The 21,149-nt window shown below is 38.3% G+C and carries 20 protein-coding genes and 1 pseudogene; 11 read left to right on the top strand and 10 right to left on the bottom strand.

Features of this window, described 5'->3' with window-relative positions:
• Nucleotides 1-1,044: 1,044 nt before the first annotated feature.
• Together dnaJ and dnaK are read right to left on the bottom strand one after the other, a co-directional pair.
• The gene (gene dnaJ / locus NMK50_RS10160; RefSeq protein ID WP_309486027.1) at nt 1,045-2,190 is read right to left on the bottom strand and encodes a molecular chaperone DnaJ; all 1,146 of its coding nucleotides are present in this window, start codon (nt 2,188-2,190) and stop codon (nt 1,045-1,047) included.
• Nucleotides 2,191-2,347: 157 nt separating this feature from the next.
• Nucleotides 2,348-4,240 (bottom strand): molecular chaperone DnaK, encoded by a 1,893-nt coding sequence (gene dnaK, locus NMK50_RS10155; RefSeq protein ID WP_254770363.1) that lies wholly within the window; start codon nt 4,238-4,240, stop codon nt 2,348-2,350.
• A 791-nt stretch (nt 4,241-5,031) separates the two neighbouring features.
• On the opposite strand from dnaK, the gene NMK50_RS10150 reads away from it, so the two are divergent.
• Nucleotides 5,032-5,586: a copper chaperone PCu(A)C gene (locus NMK50_RS10150; RefSeq protein WP_254770362.1), complete on the top strand. Its 555-nt coding sequence runs from the start codon at nt 5,032-5,034 to the stop codon at nt 5,584-5,586.
• A 121-nt stretch (nt 5,587-5,707) separates the two neighbouring features.
• Here NMK50_RS10150 and lysM read toward each other — a convergent pair whose 3' ends face one another.
• Nucleotides 5,708-6,163 (bottom strand): peptidoglycan-binding protein LysM, encoded by a 456-nt coding sequence (gene lysM / locus NMK50_RS10145; protein WP_254770361.1) that lies wholly within the window; start codon nt 6,161-6,163, stop codon nt 5,708-5,710.
• Nucleotides 6,164-6,558: 395 nt separating this feature from the next.
• On the opposite strand from lysM, the gene NMK50_RS10140 reads away from it, so the two are divergent.
• From NMK50_RS10140 to thpR, 6 genes are all read left to right on the top strand, one after another.
• Nucleotides 6,559-7,281, top strand: coding sequence for a response regulator transcription factor (locus tag NMK50_RS10140; RefSeq protein WP_241437912.1), 723 nt, complete (start codon nt 6,559-6,561; stop codon nt 7,279-7,281).
• 39 nt (nt 7,282-7,320) lie between these two features.
• A complete protein-coding gene (locus tag NMK50_RS10135) occupies nt 7,321-9,102 on the top strand; it encodes a sensor histidine kinase (protein ID WP_254770360.1) in 1,782 nt (593 codons plus the stop codon).
• A gap of 22 nt (nt 9,103-9,124) precedes the next feature.
• Nucleotides 9,125-9,589, top strand: a complete 465-nt coding sequence (locus NMK50_RS10130) for an HPr kinase/phosphatase C-terminal domain-containing protein (RefSeq protein WP_254770359.1) — start codon at nt 9,125-9,127, stop codon at nt 9,587-9,589.
• A gap of 132 nt (nt 9,590-9,721) precedes the next feature.
• Complete coding sequence (locus NMK50_RS10125; RefSeq protein WP_254770358.1) at nt 9,722-10,111, top strand: PTS sugar transporter subunit IIA; 390 nt, start codon at nt 9,722-9,724, stop codon at nt 10,109-10,111.
• Between the two features lie 24 nt (nt 10,112-10,135).
• Nucleotides 10,136-10,432: an HPr family phosphocarrier protein gene (locus tag NMK50_RS10120; protein ID WP_254770357.1), complete on the top strand. Its 297-nt coding sequence runs from the start codon at nt 10,136-10,138 to the stop codon at nt 10,430-10,432.
• 575 nt (nt 10,433-11,007) lie between these two features.
• Nucleotides 11,008-11,547 (top strand): RNA 2',3'-cyclic phosphodiesterase, encoded by a 540-nt coding sequence (gene thpR, locus NMK50_RS10115; protein ID WP_254770356.1) that lies wholly within the window; start codon nt 11,008-11,010, stop codon nt 11,545-11,547.
• 101 nt (nt 11,548-11,648) lie between these two features.
• Here the strand turns inward: thpR and grpE are convergent, their stop codons facing one another.
• Entirely contained in the window at nt 11,649-12,311 is a 663-nt protein-coding gene (gene grpE, locus NMK50_RS10110) for a nucleotide exchange factor GrpE (protein WP_254770355.1), read from the bottom strand.
• Nucleotides 12,312-12,437: 126 nt separating this feature from the next.
• Complete coding sequence (hrcA, locus tag NMK50_RS10105; RefSeq protein ID WP_254770354.1) at nt 12,438-13,508, bottom strand: heat-inducible transcriptional repressor HrcA; 1,071 nt, start codon at nt 13,506-13,508, stop codon at nt 12,438-12,440.
• Nucleotides 13,509-13,840: 332 nt separating this feature from the next.
• Here hrcA and rdgB point away from each other — a divergent pair, with 332 nt between their 5' ends.
• Nucleotides 13,841-14,491 carry an RdgB/HAM1 family non-canonical purine NTP pyrophosphatase gene (gene rdgB / locus NMK50_RS10100; protein ID WP_254770353.1) on the top strand — a complete coding sequence of 217 codons (651 nt, stop codon included), beginning with the start codon at nt 13,841-13,843 and terminating at the stop codon, nt 14,489-14,491.
• On the top strand, nt 14,488-15,687 hold the full coding sequence (gene hemW / locus NMK50_RS10095; protein ID WP_254770352.1) for a radical SAM family heme chaperone HemW: 1,200 nt from the start codon (nt 14,488-14,490) through the stop codon (nt 15,685-15,687). Before rdgB ends, hemW begins: the two co-directional genes overlap by 4 nt.
• An 89-nt stretch (nt 15,688-15,776) precedes the next feature.
• On the opposite strand, the gene dapE is transcribed toward hemW, so the two are convergent.
• From dapE to NMK50_RS10075, 4 genes are all read right to left on the bottom strand, one after another.
• Nucleotides 15,777-16,958 (bottom strand): succinyl-diaminopimelate desuccinylase, encoded by a 1,182-nt coding sequence (gene dapE / locus NMK50_RS10090; RefSeq protein ID WP_254770351.1) that lies wholly within the window; start codon nt 16,956-16,958, stop codon nt 15,777-15,779.
• Between the two features lie 205 nt (nt 16,959-17,163).
• Nucleotides 17,164-17,931 carry a M48 family metallopeptidase gene (locus NMK50_RS10085; RefSeq protein ID WP_254770350.1) on the bottom strand — a complete coding sequence of 256 codons (768 nt, stop codon included), beginning with the start codon at nt 17,929-17,931 and terminating at the stop codon, nt 17,164-17,166.
• Between the two features lie 17 nt (nt 17,932-17,948).
• A complete protein-coding gene (locus NMK50_RS10080; RefSeq protein ID WP_254771242.1) occupies nt 17,949-18,740 on the bottom strand; it encodes an alpha/beta hydrolase in 792 nt (263 codons plus the stop codon).
• Between the two features lie 215 nt (nt 18,741-18,955).
• A complete protein-coding gene (locus tag NMK50_RS10075; protein WP_254770349.1) occupies nt 18,956-19,561 on the bottom strand; it encodes a hypothetical protein in 606 nt (201 codons plus the stop codon).
• 173 nt (nt 19,562-19,734) lie between these two features.
• On the opposite strand from NMK50_RS10075, the gene NMK50_RS10070 reads away from it, so the two are divergent.
• Nucleotides 19,735-20,067: a hypothetical protein gene (locus NMK50_RS10070; protein ID WP_254770348.1), complete on the top strand. Its 333-nt coding sequence runs from the start codon at nt 19,735-19,737 to the stop codon at nt 20,065-20,067.
• A pseudogene (locus NMK50_RS10725) lies at nt 20,048-20,188 on the top strand (PBSX family phage terminase large subunit); the annotation flags it as partial. The gene NMK50_RS10070 and the pseudogene NMK50_RS10725, both read left to right, overlap by 20 nt.
• On the opposite strand, the gene NMK50_RS10060 reads toward NMK50_RS10725, so the two are convergent.
• Nucleotides 20,185-20,976, bottom strand: a complete 792-nt coding sequence (locus NMK50_RS10060) for an alpha/beta hydrolase (RefSeq protein WP_254770347.1) — start codon at nt 20,974-20,976, stop codon at nt 20,185-20,187. The pseudogene NMK50_RS10725 and the gene NMK50_RS10060 sit on opposite strands and share 4 nt — an antisense overlap.
• Nucleotides 20,977-21,149 lie beyond the last annotated feature (173 nt).

Below are 21,149 nucleotides of genomic sequence, written 5' to 3'. Positions count from 1 at the left end.
TTCTTCCTAAATAAATTAAAATTTTAACTTAAAATTCGTCTTTTTTTCAATAATTGAGAATAGGAAATACCAATTACACGATTCATGAATGTATATTATGAATAAGATAATAATATATTGATTTATAATCATAATTTATCATTTTTGACTTAAATAAAAGCCTTTCATATAGGAATATTTTCTCCAATTCCAATCCTTTTTTATGATGAATCAATAAACGCCTTTTGTTTATATATTACAAATGGTCTTGGCGTAGAGATAAAACATTTTAAAAAGAACGGAAAAATCTCTTATGACACATCTCAATGTAAAAAAAATATTGGAAAATAACAAATAAATGATAATATAAAATAGCATAGTGCTACATTAGAAACTTTTTAGCACAATAGAATCCCTTATCGTTAAACCATAAAAATCCCTTGAAGGGAACTGTAAAATCATTTAATTGTTTCTTCTCTTCGTTATATTCCTTAAGGCTATAGATAGACAGCAATAAGAAATATTATGAAAGAAATGAGAATAACGCTTCACAGAATTTATTTGATCCTAACAAGCAGATTTTTTATTATGATCAAAATAAAAGCGGTTCTCTCTATAAAAAGCCATTTGTTTCTTTTATTGAAAATACCAACTGAACTTATATAGCAAATGTGTGTAGTGCTTCACTTAACAGTATGAAAATCAATAAAAGGCTTTTATTGTTTCAATTTTTTATAGAATAAAGGCATTCCTCTTTTATTTTCCCATCTAAAAAATAAACAAGAGCAGAATATTCATCCTAAACCTTTTAAACCTGATATGCTTCTTGCTTCAGGTGCTTTTCTTGTGCATACCCCCCCTGCTCCTTTTAAAGAGAAGTGTCTTTTCGTAAGGAGTCATTAAAATTCTGTTATATGAATTTACTTCATGTTCTTGCAGCCATCCGCTCTTTCAGAAAGAGGAATGTTCCTTAATCCCTCTACAAAAGCTGCGATACAATAAGGACTTTAATGAAAGTGATCTTTCAAATATGCTCTTCCAATTATTAATTCTAGTGTGCATACATTAATGTTGTCTCGAGATATTTTCAAAAAATTCTTTCATACGTGAAAAGAAACCATGCGATTGCGGTGAATTCTCATGATTTGAAAGCTTCTCAAACTTTTGTAACAATTCGCGTTGCTCTGGTGTTAATTTCTGCGGTGTTTCAATAGTGATATGAATATAAAGATCACCCCTGACTTGTTGGCGACGCAACATGGGCATTCCTTTCCCTTTAAGGCGGAACTGACGCCCATTTTGGGTCCCTTCTGGAACTTTAACACGTGTTTTGGTACCATTAAGGTCGGAAACCTCAAATTCACCCCCTAAAGCAGCCGTTACCATCGAAATAGGAACACGACAATGAAGGTCCGCCCCTTCTCGTTGAAAAAACTCATGCGGTTTAATAGAAAGAAAAATATAAAGATCACCGCTAGGACCACCACGAATACCGGCATCTCCCTCACCAGAAAGACGAATACGCGTTCCATCTTCAATACCAGCTGGAACATTCACGCTCAATGAACGATTTTTTTCTATCTGTCTTGTTCCCTGACATTTTGGGCATGGATCGGTAATGGTTTCACCACGCCCATGACATATAGGACATGTGCGTTCAATAGAAAAAAAACCTTGTGCAGCACGCACACGACCAGATCCATGACATGTTCCACAAACTTGTGGCTTAGAGCCCTTTTTTGCGCCAGATCCTTCACAAACATCACAAGTAACCGAACTCGGAATATTAATTTGTGCGGTTTTTCCTGAAAAAGCCTCTTCCAAGGTCACTTCCATATTGTAACTCAGATCCGCACCACGCTCACGACCATCATTACGCTTACGGTGCATCCCCCCCATAATTTCACCAAAAAAATCTTCAAAAATGTCAGCAAATCCACCACCGGCAGCAAAACCGCTAAAGGGATTGGCTCCCTCGCGGCCATTACCTTCAAAAGCCGCATGACCAAAACGATCATAAGCAGCACGCTTTTGAGGATCTTTGAGAACTTCATAAGCTTCGCCAATTTCCTTAAATTTTCTTTCTGCTTCTTTATCCCCTGCGTTGCGATCAGGATGATATTGCATTGCTAACTTACGAAAAGCAGATTTTAATTTTTTATCATCACATTCGCGAGTTACGCCAAGAATTTCATAATAATCTACTTTCATCATGTATTCCTGATAATTTCTATCATCCATCTTGATGGATAATCTTTGCTTTCAATTTATATTTTTAACAAAAAAGTTGCAACTCATTCCAAATGACAAAGCCCAGCCTTATCTTTCAAAAGCCGGGTTTATCAATGGGTCACCACATTTGCTTATGCTATTTCTTCTTATCATTAATTTCTTCAAAATCAGCATCAACCACATCATCATCCTTTGTCTGTGTTTCAGCATCGGCTGTTGCTGCTTGCGAAGCTTCATACATAGCCTGTCCAAGCTTCATACTCACTTCTGCTAGTTTCTGCATTTTTGCTGTTACTTCTTCAGTATCGGTGCTATCAAGCACAGATTTTAAATCAGATATCGCGGTTTCAATCTGTTCTTTATCTTCAGCTGATACCTTATCACCATATTCTTTCAGCGATTTTTCAGTTGAATGGATAAGAGCCTCTGCTTGATTTTTAGCCTCAACACCTTCACGGCGCTTTTTATCCTCAGCTGCGTGGTCTTCTGCATCTTTTACCATTTTTTCAATATCAGTGTCACTTAAACCACCCGATGCTTGAATACGAATTTGATGCTCTTTACCAGTCCCTTTATCTTTAGCTGAAACATTAACAATACCATTTGCATCAATATCAAAAGTAACTTCAATCTGAGGCATACCACGCGGCGCTGGTGGAATACCAACAAGATCAAATTGCGCTAATAACTTGTTATCATTAGCCATTTCACGTTCACCTTGGAAAACACGAATAGTTACAGCACTTTGATTATCATCAGCTGTTGAAAAAACTTGCGATTTTTTCGTTGGAATAGTGGTATTGCGTTCAATAAGACGTGTGAAAACGCCTCCCAATGTCTCAATTCCCAAAGATAAAGGCGTTACATCCAAAAGCAGCACATCTTTCACATCACCCTGCAATACCCCACCTTGAATAGCCGCTCCCATTGCGACAACTTCATCAGGATTAACGCCTTTGTGTGGATCCTTGTTGAAAAATTTTTGCACAACTTCTTGAATCTTGGGCATACGTGTCATGCCGCCCACTAAAACGACTTCATCAATCTCACCCGCTTTCAAGCCTGCATCTTTTAATGCGGCTTTACAAGGCTCGATAGTGCGTTGAACCAAATCATCAACGAGAGATTCAAATTTTGCCCTCGTCAATTTCATCGTTAAATGCTTGGGACCAGATTGATCTGCCGTGATAAATGGTAAATTAATTTCTGTTTGTTGTGAAGAAGAAAGTTCAATCTTTGCTTTTTCTGCTGCTTCCTTTAAACGCTGTAATGCTAATTTATCATTTTTCAGATCAATCCCTTGTTCTTTCTTGAATTCATCGGCAAAATAACCAACGAGACGCATATCAAAATCTTCACCGCCTAAAAAAGTATCTCCATTGGTCGACTTAACTTCAAAAACACCGTCTCCGATTTCAAGCACAGAAATATCAAATGTACCGCCACCAAGGTCGTAAACAGCTATGGTTTTACCGTCTTTTTTATCCAAACCATAGGCTAAAGCAGCGGCTGTTGGCTCATTGATGATCCGCAAAACTTCAAGTCCAGCAATTTTACCTGCATCTTTGGTAGCTTGACGTTGTGCATCATTGAAATACGCAGGAACAGTGATAACCGCTTGCTCAACTTTTTCACCAAGATAAGACTCTGCTGTTTCTTTCATCTTTTGCAAAATCATCGCAGAAATCTGTGACGGAGAATATTTTTTACCGGCTTCTTCCACCCAAGCATCACCATTATCGCCTTTAACAATTTTATAAGGCACAAGTGCTTTATCTTTTTCAACCATGGGGTCATCAAAACGACGGCCAATCAAGCGTTTAACTGCAAAAACCGTTCCTTCAGGATTCGTAACCGCTTGCCGTTTAGCAGGTTGTCCAACAAGCCGCTCTCCACCATCTGTAAAAGCAACAACAGAAGGTGTCGTACGTGCTCCTTCTGAATTCTCAATCACTTTTGCGTTTTTGCCATCCATAACAGCGACACAAGAGTTCGTCGTCCCCAAATCAATACCAATTACTTTCGCCATATTATAATCTCCATTTAGCAAGCTACCTCAACCTTCATAAAGCATCTTTCTAAGACAGCTCCTCATAAAACTTAAAAGCCTGCACCTCACATTTCAAAGTTACACAAACAATAAACCGCAAGTCGCAAAAGCCTTTCTGCTCCGTATATAAGAACAGGCTCCTATCGCTACAAGGGAATAATGAGAGAAACATTCTTAAAATAAAATTTTTCTTTTAAAAGAGGCATTTTCATTACACACAGACGCCACCTTTATTCATTGAGATTAAAAAAATACAAGATAATAGCGAAACTTTTTCCCTTATTTCTCATAAGAAAAATTTCTTAAAGATCATTCAAACGCAAATGATTTATATCACAATCAGAGCTTCCCATAACCAAAACTCTCTAATGACTTTTATATAATCTCATAGAGATGCATATATACTCTCTATAACAATGACATGAAACCACATGCATGCTAAATGCATAATTTATAAGAAATTCCGCCAATCTACCCTTAACAGCTTCACTTCTAGCAGTTTAGAGATTTAAAACCACTTTGGATATATCTCACTTAACTTTCTTTTTCTCTGCGTATTAAATATTAAATTTGCAAAATATATTTAAAAGTTCTCCTTTGCCTTTAAGCACACTGTCATCTTAAAATTTATTGTCTTCCTCTAAACCAAAGAAATGCATCCTCCCTTCTTATATTGAAATTCGTATAACTTCTAGCAATTCTCTCTTTTATTTTGCATAAAAACTCTGCTAAAATAGAGAAAAGTGAATCTCACTAAGGAGGGTCAATCAATGATAATATTTATTGTCAAAAGAATAAAAGATCTTATATCTAAAAATCTAGTTCTCGCACAATGTCGCATAAAAAATATTATCAAAAATGTTGTGTGGGCTTGTTTCTTTACTTTTGTAACCCTACCTGCAACAGCTCAACAATATCAAATTGGAAATATAGAAATCCTTCATCCTTGGACGCGTGCAACACCTAAAGGTATCAAAGTGAGCAGTGGTTATCTCTATATCATTAATCACAGTAATACCCCTGATCGTTTGGTTTCTGTTTCAACAAATGGGGTACAAACAACAGAAATCCACTCCATGGCTTTCGTTAATGATATTATGAAAATGGAAAAAATGCACAATGGTGTTGAAATTCCCGGCGATGGTGAAGTTTCCCTTAAACCTGGAGGTGACCATATTATGTTCATGGGACTTTCACAACCATTCAAACCCGATGACAAAATTAGCGCAAAATTAACATTCGAAAAAGCGGGAACGATTGACATTGAATTTTCCGTACATGCTATACATGATAAATCACCTGCCAAAAAACATCCTACGCGTTAAGCACTTTCATGACTATTTAACACGTAATTAAGCATGATATCGTTAAAGAGCATGAAGAGAACTTTCATGCTCTTTAATTTTTATACAACTCCGTAAAAATAAGCTTAATTTTTTTCTTGAATTAAGCGCTGTCAATTTCAGGAATACGCAAAACTTGTCCAGGATAAATTTTATCGGGAGATTTGAGCATTGGCTTATTGGCTTCAAAAATAAATGTGTTTTTATTCCCTTGCCCTTTTCCATAAACTTCTTCAGCAATTTTCCAAAGATTATCACCGGACTTCACCTCATAAAAGCGAGAAGATTTCGTAGATTCAGTATTTGCAATCTTTAATTGGTCAACATCAACAGAAGAGATACCCTGTGCATTACCAACAACCAAAAGCGCTTTTTCAAGAGTTTCTCTATCTGGAACCTCTCCGCTTAAAATAGCCTTGCCGTTTTCAACCTGAATATTTACTTTTTCTGTGCTCAGTTGAAAATTATCAAAGGCATTCTTAAAATCCTTTTCTTCTGGTTCTTTATCCCCAATACCAAGTTTTTCCCCAACCGTTTTCATAAAATTAAAAAATCCCATTGTGCCCTCCTGTTGTGCAGTGGAAGAAAATCTTTTGTATATATATACCACCGCGCTTCCTTGCTCTTAAGACAGATAGGCAGTTTTTCTAAACTTCAACAACCAAAAACAAATCTGTTCAATTATGGGACAATGATGGTAATAAATTTCGATAAAAACAGTCATAAATTTTGATAAAAAACACCGCAATGAAAAATTTCTCTCAAGCAAATGGATCTCAACACACGCAAAAACATTATAAAATTATGAAAGCAAAACAAGCTTTTATCGTCATGATGAAAGGTTTTTTACTCTGCTACAATTTGTATCATATTTGTTTTGCAAAAAAAATGTGAAATCCCATATAAATAATATGGATAACTTGCTACTACAGCAATAGAAAGGTCTGAGAAGCCATGAAAGATGCACCAGCAATCACGCAAACGATTGTACTTGTTGATGATGACCGCAATATTTTAACATCTTTATCTTTTGCGCTTGAGACAGAAGGCTATCGGGTTGAAAGCTATACAGATGGAGCCTCTGCACTCAAAGGCCTAACACTCCATCCCCCACATTTAGCCATTTTTGATATTAAGATGCCCCGAATGGATGGAATGGAACTCTTGCGTCGCTTGCGTCAAAAGTCTGATATTCCTGTTATTTTCCTCACTTCTAAGGATGACGAAATTGATGAGCTGTTTGGTCTCAAAATGGGCGCAGACGACTTTATTACAAAACCTTTCTCTCAACGCTTGCTTATTGAACGGGTAAAAGCTATTTTGCGTCGTTCAAGCGCGCGTAACCAGCCGCTTGCAACAGGGACTTCTCCTACCTCTTCTCTCAAACGTGGAGATCTGGTGATGGATCAAGAGCGTCATACATGTACATGGAAAGATAAACCTGTTACTTTAACCGTCACGGAATTTTTGATTCTGCAAACCCTCGCACAAAGACCGGGAGTTGTAAAAAGTCGTGATGCTCTGATGGATGCTGCTTATAGTGATCAAGTCTATGTCGATGATCGCACCATCGATAGTCACATTAAACGTCTGCGTAAAAAGTTTAAACAAGTGGATGATGATTTTGCAATGATTGAAACACTTTATGGGGTAGGCTATCGTTTCCACGAAGTATGAAGCTCTTTTGTCGCATTCGTCTAAACACCAATTAAATCGATGACAAAAAATACGCAACAGGAAATACTACAAAAAACGATACCAAAGAGTATATCAACATTCTTTTCTGTGTTTGTTCATTTGTGCCGTCGGATACAACGCCTCCTCAGACAGCTACTGTTTTCTAGTCTTACACGTCGTATTGTTATACTCAATATTGCTGCCCTTGCCGTTCTGGTAACAGGCATTTTATACCTTAATCAATTTCGTGATGGTTTAATTGAAGCGCAAATAAAAAGCTTATGCACCCAAGGAAAACTGATCGCTGGAGCCATTGCCGCTTCTGCAACTGTAGATACAGATTCTATTTTTATTGAGCCTAAAAAACTTTTAGAATTACAGGCTGGAGAAAGTATCACACCGGCACCTCAATCAACTGACTCTTGGGACTTTCCTATTAATTCTGAACGTGTGGCCCTTCTTTTACGATATCTCATCACACCGCAAACAACAAGGGCACGTATTTATGATCGTGATGCTACTTTACTTCTTGATTCGCGCGTTCTTTATTCGAGTGGTGAAGTTTTTAGCTATAATTTACCCCCACTTAAAACGGAACAAAACATTTGGCAACACCTTACATCATGGTTTTCAAATGCATTTTATGGAAAGGGTATTGCTACTGATAAAGAGCAAACAACAAACAATGATATTGCTCACCCTGAATTGTACCAAGCATTAAAGGGGACTCTTACTACCGCCAAACGACGCAATAGACAAGGTCAACTCATCGTTTCTGTTGCCGTACCTGTTCAACGCTATCGTACAGTGGTAGGAGCGCTTCTTCTTTCAACCGTAAATGCAGATATAGATGACATTGTAAAGGATCAAAGACTAGTTATTTTAAAAATCTTTGCCGTTGTATGTAGCGTGCTTGTGGTACTTTCCCTCTTTTTAGCCCACACGATTGCAAATCCTCTAAGCAAACTCTCTGCTTCTGCCAACCGTGTGCGGAATGGCAATAATAAACGTGTAGAAATCCCTGACTTTTCAATGCGTGAAGATGAGATTGGCCATCTTTCAGCTTCTATTCGGAATATGACCAATGCCCTTTATATGCGTATTGAAGCCATTGAACGTTTTGCTGCGGATGTAAGTCACGAATTAAAAAATCCTCTTACCTCATTACGGAGTGCTGTTGAAACGCTTCCTCTGGCTAAAAATGAAGAAGCACAGGAGCAGTTATTTGAAATTATTCAACATGATGTGCGCCGTCTTAACCGTTTAATTACTGATATTTCTGATGCATCCCGACTAGATGCAGAGCTTGCGCGTGAAACTGCACAGATCGTTGATATGAAATTGCTTTTGGAAAGTCTTGTTCATGCTGTTCAGGAAGTATATCGTAATACACAAGTTATTGATATAAGCCTTCATATTATCCCACGTCCTCATGGAAAAGCCTATCTTGTTTTGGGTTATGAACTCCGTTTGGGACAAGTCATTTCCAATCTCATTGAAAATGCACGTTCTTTTATTCCCCGTGATAGTGGTAAAATTTCTATAACTATGAAAAGTCATGCTTCAACTCTTATTTTAACTATTGAAGACAATGGGCCTGGTATTCGTTCAGAGAATATTGAACGTATTTTTGAACGTTTCTACACGGATCGACCAAACGAAGATACGTTTGGGCAAAATTCAGGACTCGGACTTTCTATTAGTCGGCAAATTATCGAAGCGCATAATGGAACAATTACAGCCGAAAATATTATTGATCCTAAATTTAGAAAGCGTAAAACTGGTGCACGTTTTATTATTATGCTTCCCTTAGCAAAATAAATCTTTTATCCAGATAAAAGATATGAAAACAGAAAATGAAATATTGCATGCAAATTGCCTCCAACTAGGAAGAAAGGGGTTGCTCATTATAGGTCCATCGGGATCAGGAAAATCAACCCTTACACTTTCTTTGCTTGATCGTGCTGAGTGGTCAAAACGGGAAGCAAAACTTATCAGTGATGATTACACAATTCTCCGTGTAGAAAATGGAAAGCTTTACGGGTATACTCCTGAAGGTTTGCAAGGTGGTATTGAAATTCGCGGTGCTGGCCTTTATGCGATAGAATTCGACACACAAACAGCTATCGATTGTGTTATTCTTCTAGGACCTGAATATGAACGCTTTTCCACAAATCAAACTTTTCAATTTGCAGATATACACATCCCTCTTTTAAAACTTCCTAGCCTTCATGAAGCCGATTGTACAGCTATTTGTCAGGCTATTGAAGCCTTCTTTTTTAGAAAAATATGGTGCAAATCTGTCTAATTTTTTTCAAATAAGAAAAAATCGCTCTTTTTGCCTTTTTTTTGCAAATTTTTCTTGGCAGCAAGACAAAGCCTTGTAAAATGCTTTTTCCTCCAATATGGTTGGATCTTTAGTTAACAGGAGTTTGTGTAAATGATTGGACTCGTGCTTGTAATGCACGGTGAGCTGGCTATTGAGTTTCTACATGCTGTAGAACATGTTGTTGGAACACAAGAAAAATTCGCAACAGTATGTGTCTATCCTGACGATGACCTAGATCAGCGCCGAAGTGATATTATAGCCGCAATTTCCTCTACAGATACAAACCATGGCGTGATTATATTAACAGACGTATTTGGTGGAACACCATCAAATATGGCTATTCCTGCTATTGAAAAAGGACGTGTTGAAATGATTGCCGGTGTTAATTTGCCTATGCTTATTAAACTGATTTCTATTCGCCGATGTCCTGATATTTCATTATCAGAAGCTTTAAGAATAGCACAAGAAGCGGGGCGTAAATACATTAATGTACCAGTATAATTTTATAGCGGATAATGAACACTGATGCTTTCCAAAAACCCTCTTTCCTCTAAACTAAGTCGTCATTTCAATATTTGTAATAAACGTGGACTGCATGCGCGTGCTTCTGCAAAATTTGTCCAAACTGTTGACAATTTTAATGCCATTGTTGAAGTTGAAAAAGATGGAAAAATCGTTGGTGGCTCATCAATTATGGGACTGATGATGTTAGCTGCGTCACCCGGATGCAACCTCACCGTCCGCGTTTCAGGACCAGAGGCAACCGATGCTCTCAATGCTCTTGAAAAGCTGATAAACAATAAATTTGGAGAAGAGAACTAAAATTTCTCACAAGAGAAAGCATAATGATTATTCTTGAAGGAAAAGAACGTTTCCCCCGTCATGACATGAATTGGCTTTCTTAGTTTTCTCTTCAAAATATCAATGTTCATATTCATTATATGATTGATATCACGGTTATCGTGAGTGTGGCTTAAAGCCGTTGTGCTGTGCATAATATTTGTATTCGTATTCTTTTACCAATAATATTTGAATGTTTGTTGCATATTGTAGCTGTTATCATACTGAGAATGTATGATTAAATCATAAAAATACGCATCCTTCGCTGAAAAGGCTCATTTTTAAGCCCCTTGAGAAAATGTCAAAATATTCTCACAATGAGAGTCTCTTCACTTTTCTCTTTTTAAGCTATTGTGGTCATGAGAATAACGCTTTTCCACTGCATATTGTTTATGATAAAATGCATGTAAATATAGGTTTTGTTGAATGCATCATCATTATAGACATTTCTTAGCCATTCTTTCTTACCATAATTGCCTTATTTTGAATGATATATACTTATTTTCATAATCTGCCATTGTGCTTACCGTGGCGTTTTTATTATAAGGAGATAGTACATGCAACGTCTATTTAGTGCTCTTCAAATTCCTCAAGAAACAACACAAGCGCTTATATCGCTACAAAATGGCTTACCGAATGCGCAGTGGATTAACCCTCAAAACTTCCATATCACTTTATCTTTTTTTGGCGAAATTGAGAGCTCCGTAGCAGATGCATTGATTCGTGCCTTTGATACAATAAAACTCCCTCCTTTTGTGCTACAACCAAGGGGATTTGAAGTTTTTGGTTCAGAAAACGCTCCCCATTCTCTCGTTGTTCGTATTGAACCTTGTGAAACTCTCAATCTTCTACACGAAAAAATGCAATCTATTCGAAACAGCTTGCACTTAACACCTGATGAAAAACAATTTACCCCACATATTACTCTAGCGCGATTGCTTGCTATTAAACCCGCAGACCTTCCTCCTTATCTGTCTTCTCGAGGTGATTTTTCATTTCCTTCTTTTGAAGTTGATTATTTTGTTTTACTGTTCTCACCATCTCCCTCAAGCGATGTCCCGTATATTGTGAAAAGAAGATGGGCACTACAAGGATAAAAGGGTGTTTCAAACACCCTTTCTCATTCTCGGCTATAAATACCTAACGAATATGGGATGATAATGCTAACGCTTTTGTATCAATAATGTTATCATAGAATTTAAGTCGAATCAGCTTCAACAGAAGCTTCTTTTGTTCCTCCTTTGGCTACACCTACTATAGCAGGACGGAGAACACGTTCACCAATAATGTAACCTGCCTGAACAACTTGCTGAACAGTGTTATCTGGAACATCAGAGTTAGGAATCTCAAACATTGCTTGATGAAAGTGAGGATCAAATTTTTGCCCTTCTGGATGAATTTTTTGCACCCCATGACGTTCTAGCGCTGCTATCATTGCACGCTCAGTCATTTCTACGCCCTCAGCTAATGTTTTCAAGCCAGCATCATTCTCTTTTGCCCCTTCTGGAATAGCTTCCAAAGCCCGATTGAGGTTATCAGAGACAGATAACATGTCACGTGCAAAACTCGCAATTGAATACGCCTTTGCATCGGCTACATCACGCGCAGTACGACGCCGAAGATTTTCCATATCGGCAACAAGACGTAAAAGTTGATCTTTCAACTCTTTGTTTTCATCCTGCAAAGCAACCAAGGGATCGATAAATTCATCTTTTTCTTCTTCAACCTCTGCACGAGATTCCGCTTCACGCGTTTTTAAAAATTCATCAGCCGCTTGTTTAAGCGCAGCGCGATCCGTTGGATTCTTCAAATCGCAATTTTCAAATGAAGCGTCAGTAAATTTGTTTTTTTCATCAGACATAGAAATTCCATTCCTTCATAAGATTTATTATTCTCGATATCGAAATTCTGCAGACAAAAATCAAGAGGTATTTACATATCTTAAAGAGAATAAGCGTTTATAATATAAATATTTCACCTAATCATTTTAACGCAACAATTGTGATACAAGTTGAGCTGTATAATCAACCATGGGTACAATTCTCGCATAATTAAGCCGTGTGGGTCCAATAATCCCTAAAGCACCAATGACTCTTTGTTTTGAATCGCGATAAGGCGCTACCACTAATGAAGAACCAGAAAGCGAAAATAATTTATTTTCTGAACCAATAAAAATGCGAACCCCCGAACCTTCATCCGTTAAATCGAGAAGCTGCGCCATACTTTCACGTGTTTCAAGATCATCAAATAGATGTCTCAACCGCTCTAAATCTTCTTCTACTTTCACATCTTCAAGCAAATTACTACGTCCGCGAACAATAAGATGCATTTTATGATCAGCATCTTCTCCTCCCCAAACAGCTAACCCCGTTTCAACAAGATGATGAGATAAATGATCGAGCGCAGCACGTGTCTCTGAGCATAAACGTGCAATTTCTTCTTTTGCCTCACTCAATGTGAGTCCCTGAATATGGGCATTAAGAAAGTTCGTTGCTTCTGTCAATTGCGCATGCGTAACCCCTTCTGGCAAATGCACAATACGATTTTCAATTTCACCTTGTTGCGTTACTAAAACAGCAAGGGCATGCTCTCTATCAAGGCGCACAAATTCAATATGCTTTAATGTTCCTTCCTGTTTTGTGGCTAGCACAAGCCCTGCACCGCGGGAAAGATCTGAAAGAACACGACTTGCTTGGATAAGAAAATGCTCAACTGATTGTGCATGACCAGCCTCCTTGACTTGCGTTTCAATGCTTTCTCGCTCCTCGTTTGGTAAATCACCTGCTTCCATGAATACATCAACAAAAAATCGTAATCCTGATTGTGTTGGCATTCGTCCCGCAGAGACATGAGGTGCATAAATCAAACCAAGATGTTCAAGATCACTCATCACATTGCGAATCGTCGCAGGAGATAAAGTCTGCCGTAAAAGCCGTGAAAGATTTCGTGATCCTACAGGTTCACCATCATTAAGATAAGCCTCTACAATATGGCGAAAAATATCACGCGAACGCTGATCAAGATATTTTAGTTCATCGTCAATAGGTTTGTGTTTCATCACAATTGTTTCACTACTTTAAAAACACTTCTCTCTTATATAAGTTTTTCCAAGGTTTGGTCAAATAATCTAAAGTAGTACAAAAACATATTATAATTTTATTATAAAAATGCTACCATAATATAAAAGGAACATACTATACGCCTTTTTAATCATTGGTCTCATAAAATACGAAAGATTTTCATCTCAATGGAATATCAATGAATATACAAAAATCATGTCGTATAAAATCCAGCAAAGTGTGTCTATACTGAGTATTTAAGCTGATTTTTAGGTTTTTAACATCAAATAGCTCCCTTTTATTTCTGGTTCATTTCTGGAGAAAAATCTCTATGAGAAACATAACAGCAGCAAAAAAACTTGTCATTGCTACACATAACACCGGCAAATTACATGAAATTACCACTTTATGCACTCCCTTTGGTTTAACAATACAATCAGCAAAAGAGCTCGGATTGCCAGAACCAAAAGAAACAGGAACAACATTTGAAGAAAACGCCTATATCAAAGCCTTTGCAGCAGCAAAAAATACAGGACTTCCTGCTCTTTCTGATGATTCGGGCTTGGAAGTAGATGCATTAGGCGGCGCACCAGGTGTTTATACAGCTGACCTCGCTCTTCAATCCGATGGTACACGTAATTTTGCAAAAGCTATGCAAAAAATAGAAAATGAACTGCAAAAAATCGGAGCACTAGAAAAAAGCCAACGAAAATGCCGATTTATATCGGTCATTTGTATTGCATGGCCTGATGGTTATTCAGACTATTTCCACGGCAGCATTGAAGGCACATTTATTTGGCCTCCACGTGGAGATAAAGGTTTTGGTTTCGATCCCATTTTTTTACCAGATGGATATGAAAATACCTTTGGCGAAATGTCAACGGAGCAAAAACATGGCTGGAAACTCAATGATAAAACACCTCTCTCACATCGTGCACGTGCTTTCAAGCTTTTAGCAGAAAACCTTTTGACAATCTCATGAATGAATTTTTTGGCATTTATATTCATTGGCCCTTTTGCGCAACGAAATGCCCTTATTGTGATTTTAATTCACATGTGCGGGTTCATGGCGTTGATCAACCACGCTTTGTAACCGCCTTTGAACGCGAAATAGAAACGCAATATCATAAAATAGGTCCACGACATATTACCAGTATTTTTATTGGTGGGGGGACACCTTCTCTTATGATGCCTCAAACTGTTGATGCCTTGTTGCAAGCGCTTGCAAAAAAATGGACAATCGATGATAAAGTTGAAATTACACTAGAAGCCAATCCATCAAGTGTGGAAGCAGAACGCTTTCGTGGGTATCGCACAGCAGGTGTTAACCGCTTATCCCTAGGGGTACAAGCACTCAATGACAAAGCATTGCAAAAACTTGGTCGTCTTCATGATGTGGAACAGGCCCTTTCCGCTATTGCTTTGGCACGAGAAATCTTTCCACGTTTATCCTTTGATCTTATTTATGCCCGCCCTGAACAAACGTTAGAACAATGGAAATCTGAACTGTTTCAAGCACTTGATTTAGCAGCAGATCATCTCTCTCTCTACCAACTTACTATCGAGGACGGAACCGCTTTTAAACGGCTTCATGCCGCAGGAAAACTTATTCTTCCCACTTCAGAACTTGCAGCAGACCTCTACCATCTTACTCAAGAAATCACTGCGACACACGGGTTTCTAGCCTATGAAATTTCAAATCATGCAATCCCCGGTGCCGAATCAGCACACAACCTTCTCTATTGGCGTTATCATGAATATGCCGGCTTTGGTCCAGGTGCTCATGGTCGCTTTATTGAACAAAAACCGAATCATTCCCCTCCCTCTTCAAAAGCACCTATCTCTCAAATTGAAAACTGTAAACGTTATGTCACAATAAATGAAAAACACCCTGAAAATTGGCTCAAATTGGTGGAAACGACTGGACATGGCTGTATTGAAACAGAACAATTAACCCTATTACAACAAGCCAATGAAATGCTCCTCATGGGACTGCGTCTTTGCGAAGGCTTGGATCTTTCACGTTATGAAACCTTAAATCCTAAGAGCTTACCAGTGGAAAAGCTTATCGATTTACAACAACAAGGGCTTATAGAAATGTCAGGAAACCAGCGCTTAAAAGCGACAAGCAAAGGACGCATTCTTCTTGACCACATCATTAGCCAATTGGCAAACTAAAATTCCTATGATTTTAACTCGCCATTATATTACTTCATTGCATAATTTTTACGGTCTTCAATTTGAGAGGCAGATTCTTTAAAAGACAATCATTTTGTCTGCGCAAAAAAATCAATAATGAAACGTTCATAAACAGAAGTGAGGGTTTCCAATGCTTCAAGAGTTACACACTCATTCACCATATGCATTGTTTGCCCTGGTAGACCGAATTCAACCACTGGGCAATAATCCTTAATAAATCGTGCATCCGACGTGCCCCCTGAAGTTGAACATTCTGGCATACTCCCCGTTATATTTTTAATAGCATTTGATAAAATTGTAATGAATTTATCATTTTTGGTCAAAAAAACATCCCCCAAACTTGGAATCCATTCAAGATGATAGTAGGGGTCTTGATTCTTGTTGTTGTTTAGCTCTACTGAAGCAAGGCGCTTTTCAATCTCTATCTTAAGCGTTTCTTTTGTCCAAAGATCATTGTAGCGTATATTAAAACGAATCGTCGTTTGTGCTGGTATAACATTCGCTACATAATTGCCCGTATCAATCGTTGTCAGTTCTAAATTACTTGGTTGAAAATTTTCTGTCCCTTGATCTAAAGTAGTATATGTCAATGCTTGAATAAGCTTACTTGCTAAAGGTAATGGATTAGCTGCCCGCTCAGGAAATGCAACATGACCTTGGCGACCTTTCACTGTAATGATACCCGAAATTGACCCTCGGCGACCAATCTTTATGACGTCACCAACAAATTTTACGCTTGTCGGCTCTCCCACAAGCGCCGCAGTCCATTTTTCACCTTTTTGTTTTGCCCATTTGAGAAGTTTAACCGTACCGTTAATGGCAGGACCTTCTTCGTCACCCGTAATCAGAAGACTCACTGTCCCTTTAAGAGACTGTTTTTCAAGGACTCGCGCCAACGCCGCAACAAAACAAGCAATTCCGCCCTTCATATCAACAGCGCCTCGCCCGTATAATTTTCCTTTATTTACGACAGCTTCAAAAGGAGGATATGTCCAATTTTCCAACGCACCTGGTGGCACAACATCGGTATGACCAGCAAACATCAGATGCGGCCCGCTCTTCCCCATTTTTGCATAAAGATTTTCAATATCTTCGGTATTTTTATCCGCAAAAACAGGACGTTCAACATGAAACCCCATCTCCTTTAAAAATTGCTCCAAAGTTGATAAAGCACCCGCTTCATGAGGTGTAATAGAAGGGCAACGAATAAGTGCCTGTAAAAGCTGAAGTGGATCTGTAAGGACAGGCATAAGCGCTTTTCCAATCTGAACTTAAAAATTATCCAAGATTATTAAGCTGAATTATCCAAAAGATAAAGAAAAAACATTGAAGATACTCAGCAGACCAAGTAGGGGAAGACAATCGTGCTGAGCGCTTCAATGAATTCTTCATCATATGATGAAGTACCTATATAATGGAAAGTTCACTCAAAAGTTCCATCAAAGAGCGTTCTCTTCAAAAGTTCTCTACATTTTCAAACCCATCGGACCTATACGAATGAAAATTAATCGCTTGCAACATACGACCATTTTCCTTCAACCAAGTGCGATATTTTTTACTTTCTGGACAAAGTTTTTCACAAAGAGCCCAAAATTTTGGCCCATGATTCATTTCAACAAGATGGGCAATCTCATGTGCAACAACATATTCAACAATTTCTTTTGGCGCCATAATAAGGCGCCAAGAAAAAGAAAGCCGTTTGTCTATCGAACAAGATCCCCAACGACTTTTCGTATCTTTATAGCTAATCGACTTTACTTTACGCTCTACTTTCCGCGCATAATATGCAACCAAAGGCGTTATAGTGAAAGCAGCCTGTTTTTTTAAAATATCAGCAATACGCCTTGGCAAATATTCTAATTGTCCATAAACAATAATTTGCGGTTGTTGTCCCACATCCCCTGCAATAATTTCCGTTACCCCACGCCCTGTCTTATGCCTTATCGTATGTGAAACCCCCAATAAAGGAACTGTAGCACCCTCTTTGAGATAAGAATTTTCATGAGAAATTTTTACACAAGTAAGACGCGCTTCAATCCAAGATCGGTGCTTTTCAATAAAACTTTGCACTGAACAACGGCTTATCGCTGGTGGTGTGATGACGCAAATCCTCTGCCCGCTCGCATCAACACGTAATGTGAGACGGCGCACTCCCCTATGTTCACGTATCTGTAGAGGCACAACGCGATCAGAGAAAATAAAATGCTGCTCATAAACGGTCATACATTATATCTTCATCATCAATGAATTTGATCCTCCACATTAATTCGGTCCATCAATGATCTCAACACCATTTCAAGACAATCCAAATCTTGGGTGCGCGAAAAGCGATGATCTGCGTCACGAACGAGGGTCAATGTCACATCATGTAAAGGCAAATGATTCAGTAAAGTCAATGTATGTTGATAGGGTATCTCAACATCTTCCATCCCTTGTAGAATATGGACTGGGCATCCAACATCAATGCATCCCTTCATGACACAATTGTCTCGTCCATCTTCAATAAATACTTTTGTAAAGGGAACCGGTTCCGTATAACTAATTGCAGATCGTTCCACATGCTCTGTTTCCTCTAAAATTTTCCACTTCTTGCGACCCAACCCTGATTCTATCAGTGTTTTTGTAAAATCAGGGGCTGGCGCAATCAAGACCATGCCGGCAAGCCTCTTATTTTTTTGTGCGAGCATCATAGCAAGCCTTAAAGCAATCCATCCCCCCATAGAGGTGCCAATCAAAATTTGTGGCCCCTCACAATAAGCTTCAAAAACCGCTAAACTTTCCTGAACCCAACGTGAAATGGTTCCTTGAAAAAAATCACCGCCTGATTCTCCATGCCCAGAATAATCAAAACGTAAGCAGGACAAATCGTTCTTCTGTGCAAAACGATCAACAAACATCACCTTATCTCCTGACATGTCCGATAGATAGCCATGAAGACAAAACAAACCTAGAGAGCTACTGCCTTTGCGGTGGCGTACTGCAAGAGCTGTATCTTCAAACGAAAAAAATTGGCAAGGAATATCACTCTTCATCATTCTTTATTCTTTTTCTCTATAAAACACTTTTACTTATAAAAGAAAAATCTCCATTTCCAAACTAAACCTTAAAATCATAAATCAAATATGAAAGAGGCACAATGCAACCAGAAAAAATAAAATGCTGTTCAGAAATAGTCATACATTGCTACAATATCTTGTTATAGAAGATCAAACACTACCACATCTTGTAAATTCATTGCGCATTGCTCTTAATGCAATTCAAAAATAATTTTTATGATAAATACAGCAATAACAGATAATACAGTCATTATTGCAAATAAACATGCAGAAATCTTGAATTTAAAACGCCAAAGTAAACTAATCGGAATAGACATTATAGCAATGATAATGGTTACTATAAACGCTACTGTGAACCACTCAAATATGAATGCCTCTAATTGTTTGTTGCCTTTACCTCTATCATCACTAAGCTCTGCTACAGTATCAATTCTACAATTATTACTGTAAGAAGGATAATCAGCTACATAAACATCATCACCAAGCTCTGGTACAGGGTCGCCTATGCAAGAACACTCGTTATTTCCTTGTTTATTCCTGTAAGGATGATAATCAACTACATAATCACCAGCACCAAGACTTGGTATTGGTACAGGACTACCCACACGATAACATCTTCCATCTTTTAATATCACATATCTAGGAGAGGGGCCATTTGGTAGCTTTGTATTTTGGTTTGCTAAAGTATAATAGCTTGTTAAGAAAAGTCCTTGGAATATTATTATTGATAGAATAATCTTTCTAAGATGCGCTGTTAACATCAATTTTCTCTTTAGCTCATTATTTAGCCCTTTCATATAACCGATTCCCTTTAAATCTATCAATATGTGTTATTTTGTTGTTGACAATATGTTGCAAATAGTATTTAATGACAGCACTGTACTTGGTCGTATTGTGTCTAGACGAGGGGCAGTGCAGTTCAAAATCCCCGCAAATGCGGGGTTTTTTTATTATCGGGAGGGCGTATTTTATGACATCAGAAAATACAGAGCCAACTCCACCAGTCAAACGAAAATGGATACCACCAAGAGCTGGAAGAGGGCGTGCAAAAGGCATTCCTAATAAGATGACTCGCATTTTAAAAGAGGCAGTGGTGAGGGCTGCTGAGAATGCCGGCAATAAAATAGGCAATGAGGGCTTAATCTCTTATTTGGAAAAGCAAGCAATGGATTGCCCCGCTGCTTATTTAGCACTGCTTGGCAAGGTGTTGCCTTTACAGGTTACTGGTGAGGATGGTGGAGCAGTAAAGATCATAGGGCGTGTTGAAATCGCTCCTTTAATCGATGACGATAAGACAGATTAAGATAGTACCAAAGCTGATACCAATCTTTTCAGGCACGGCAGCAGTGCGTGCGGCTTGGGGAGGACGGGGGTCAGGAAAGACAAGATCATTTGCCTTGATGGCAGCATATCTTCATCATCAATGAATTTGATCCTCTCCATTAATTCGGTCAATCAATGATCTCACCACCGTTTCAAGGCAATCCAAATCTTGCGGACGCGACAAGCGATGATCGGCATCACGAACGAGTGTCAATGTTACATCATGTAAAGGTAAATGATTCAGTAAAGTCAAAGTATGTTGATAGGGTATATCCTCATCTTCCATCCCTTGTAAGATATGGATTGGGCATCCAACATCTATACATCCCTTCATGACACAGTTGTCTCGTCCATCTTCAATGAGCGCTTTTGTAAAGGGCATCGGCTCTGCATCACCAACTGCTGGTCGCTCGATATACCCCTTTTCTTCTAAAATTCTCCATTCCTCTGGACCTAATGCTGGTTCTACCAATGTTTGCGTAAAATCAGGAGCCGGTGCAATCAACACCATACCAGCAAGCCTTTTGTTTTTCTGCGCTAATATCATTGCAAGCTTTAAAGCTATCCACCCCCCCATAGAGGAACCAATCAAAATTTGTGGTCCTTCACAATAGGTTTCAAAAATCGCTAAACTCTCCTTAACCCAACGTGAAATCGTTCCTCGAAAAAAATCACCCCCAGACTCTCCATGACCAGAGTAATCAAAACGTAAACAAGACAGATCATTCTTCTGAGCAAAACGATCAACAAACATCGCTTTGTTTCCTAACATATCAGATTGGTAGCCAGAAAGCCACACCAAACCAAGAGAGCCACCACCTTTACGATAGCGTACCGCAAGAGCAGTGTCTTCAAATGAAAAAAATTGGCAAGGAATATTCTCATCCATTATTCTTTTCCTCTATAAAATACTTTTGCTCATAAAAGAAAAACTTTGACTTCCAAATTAGACCTTAAAGTCATAAATCAAATATGAAAAAAGCACGAATTCTAGTTGTCTTTCTGTGTATAATTGTATATTAAATCACGTTGTAGATAAATTAAAATTAAGGAGCATAAACC

Source organism: Bartonella harrusi (assembly GCF_024297065.1).
GTDB lineage: Bacteria > Pseudomonadota > Alphaproteobacteria > Rhizobiales > Rhizobiaceae > Bartonella > Bartonella harrusi.
Note: the sequence above shows the minus strand (reverse complement) of the source record. Positions and strands in the feature narration are given on the sequence as shown.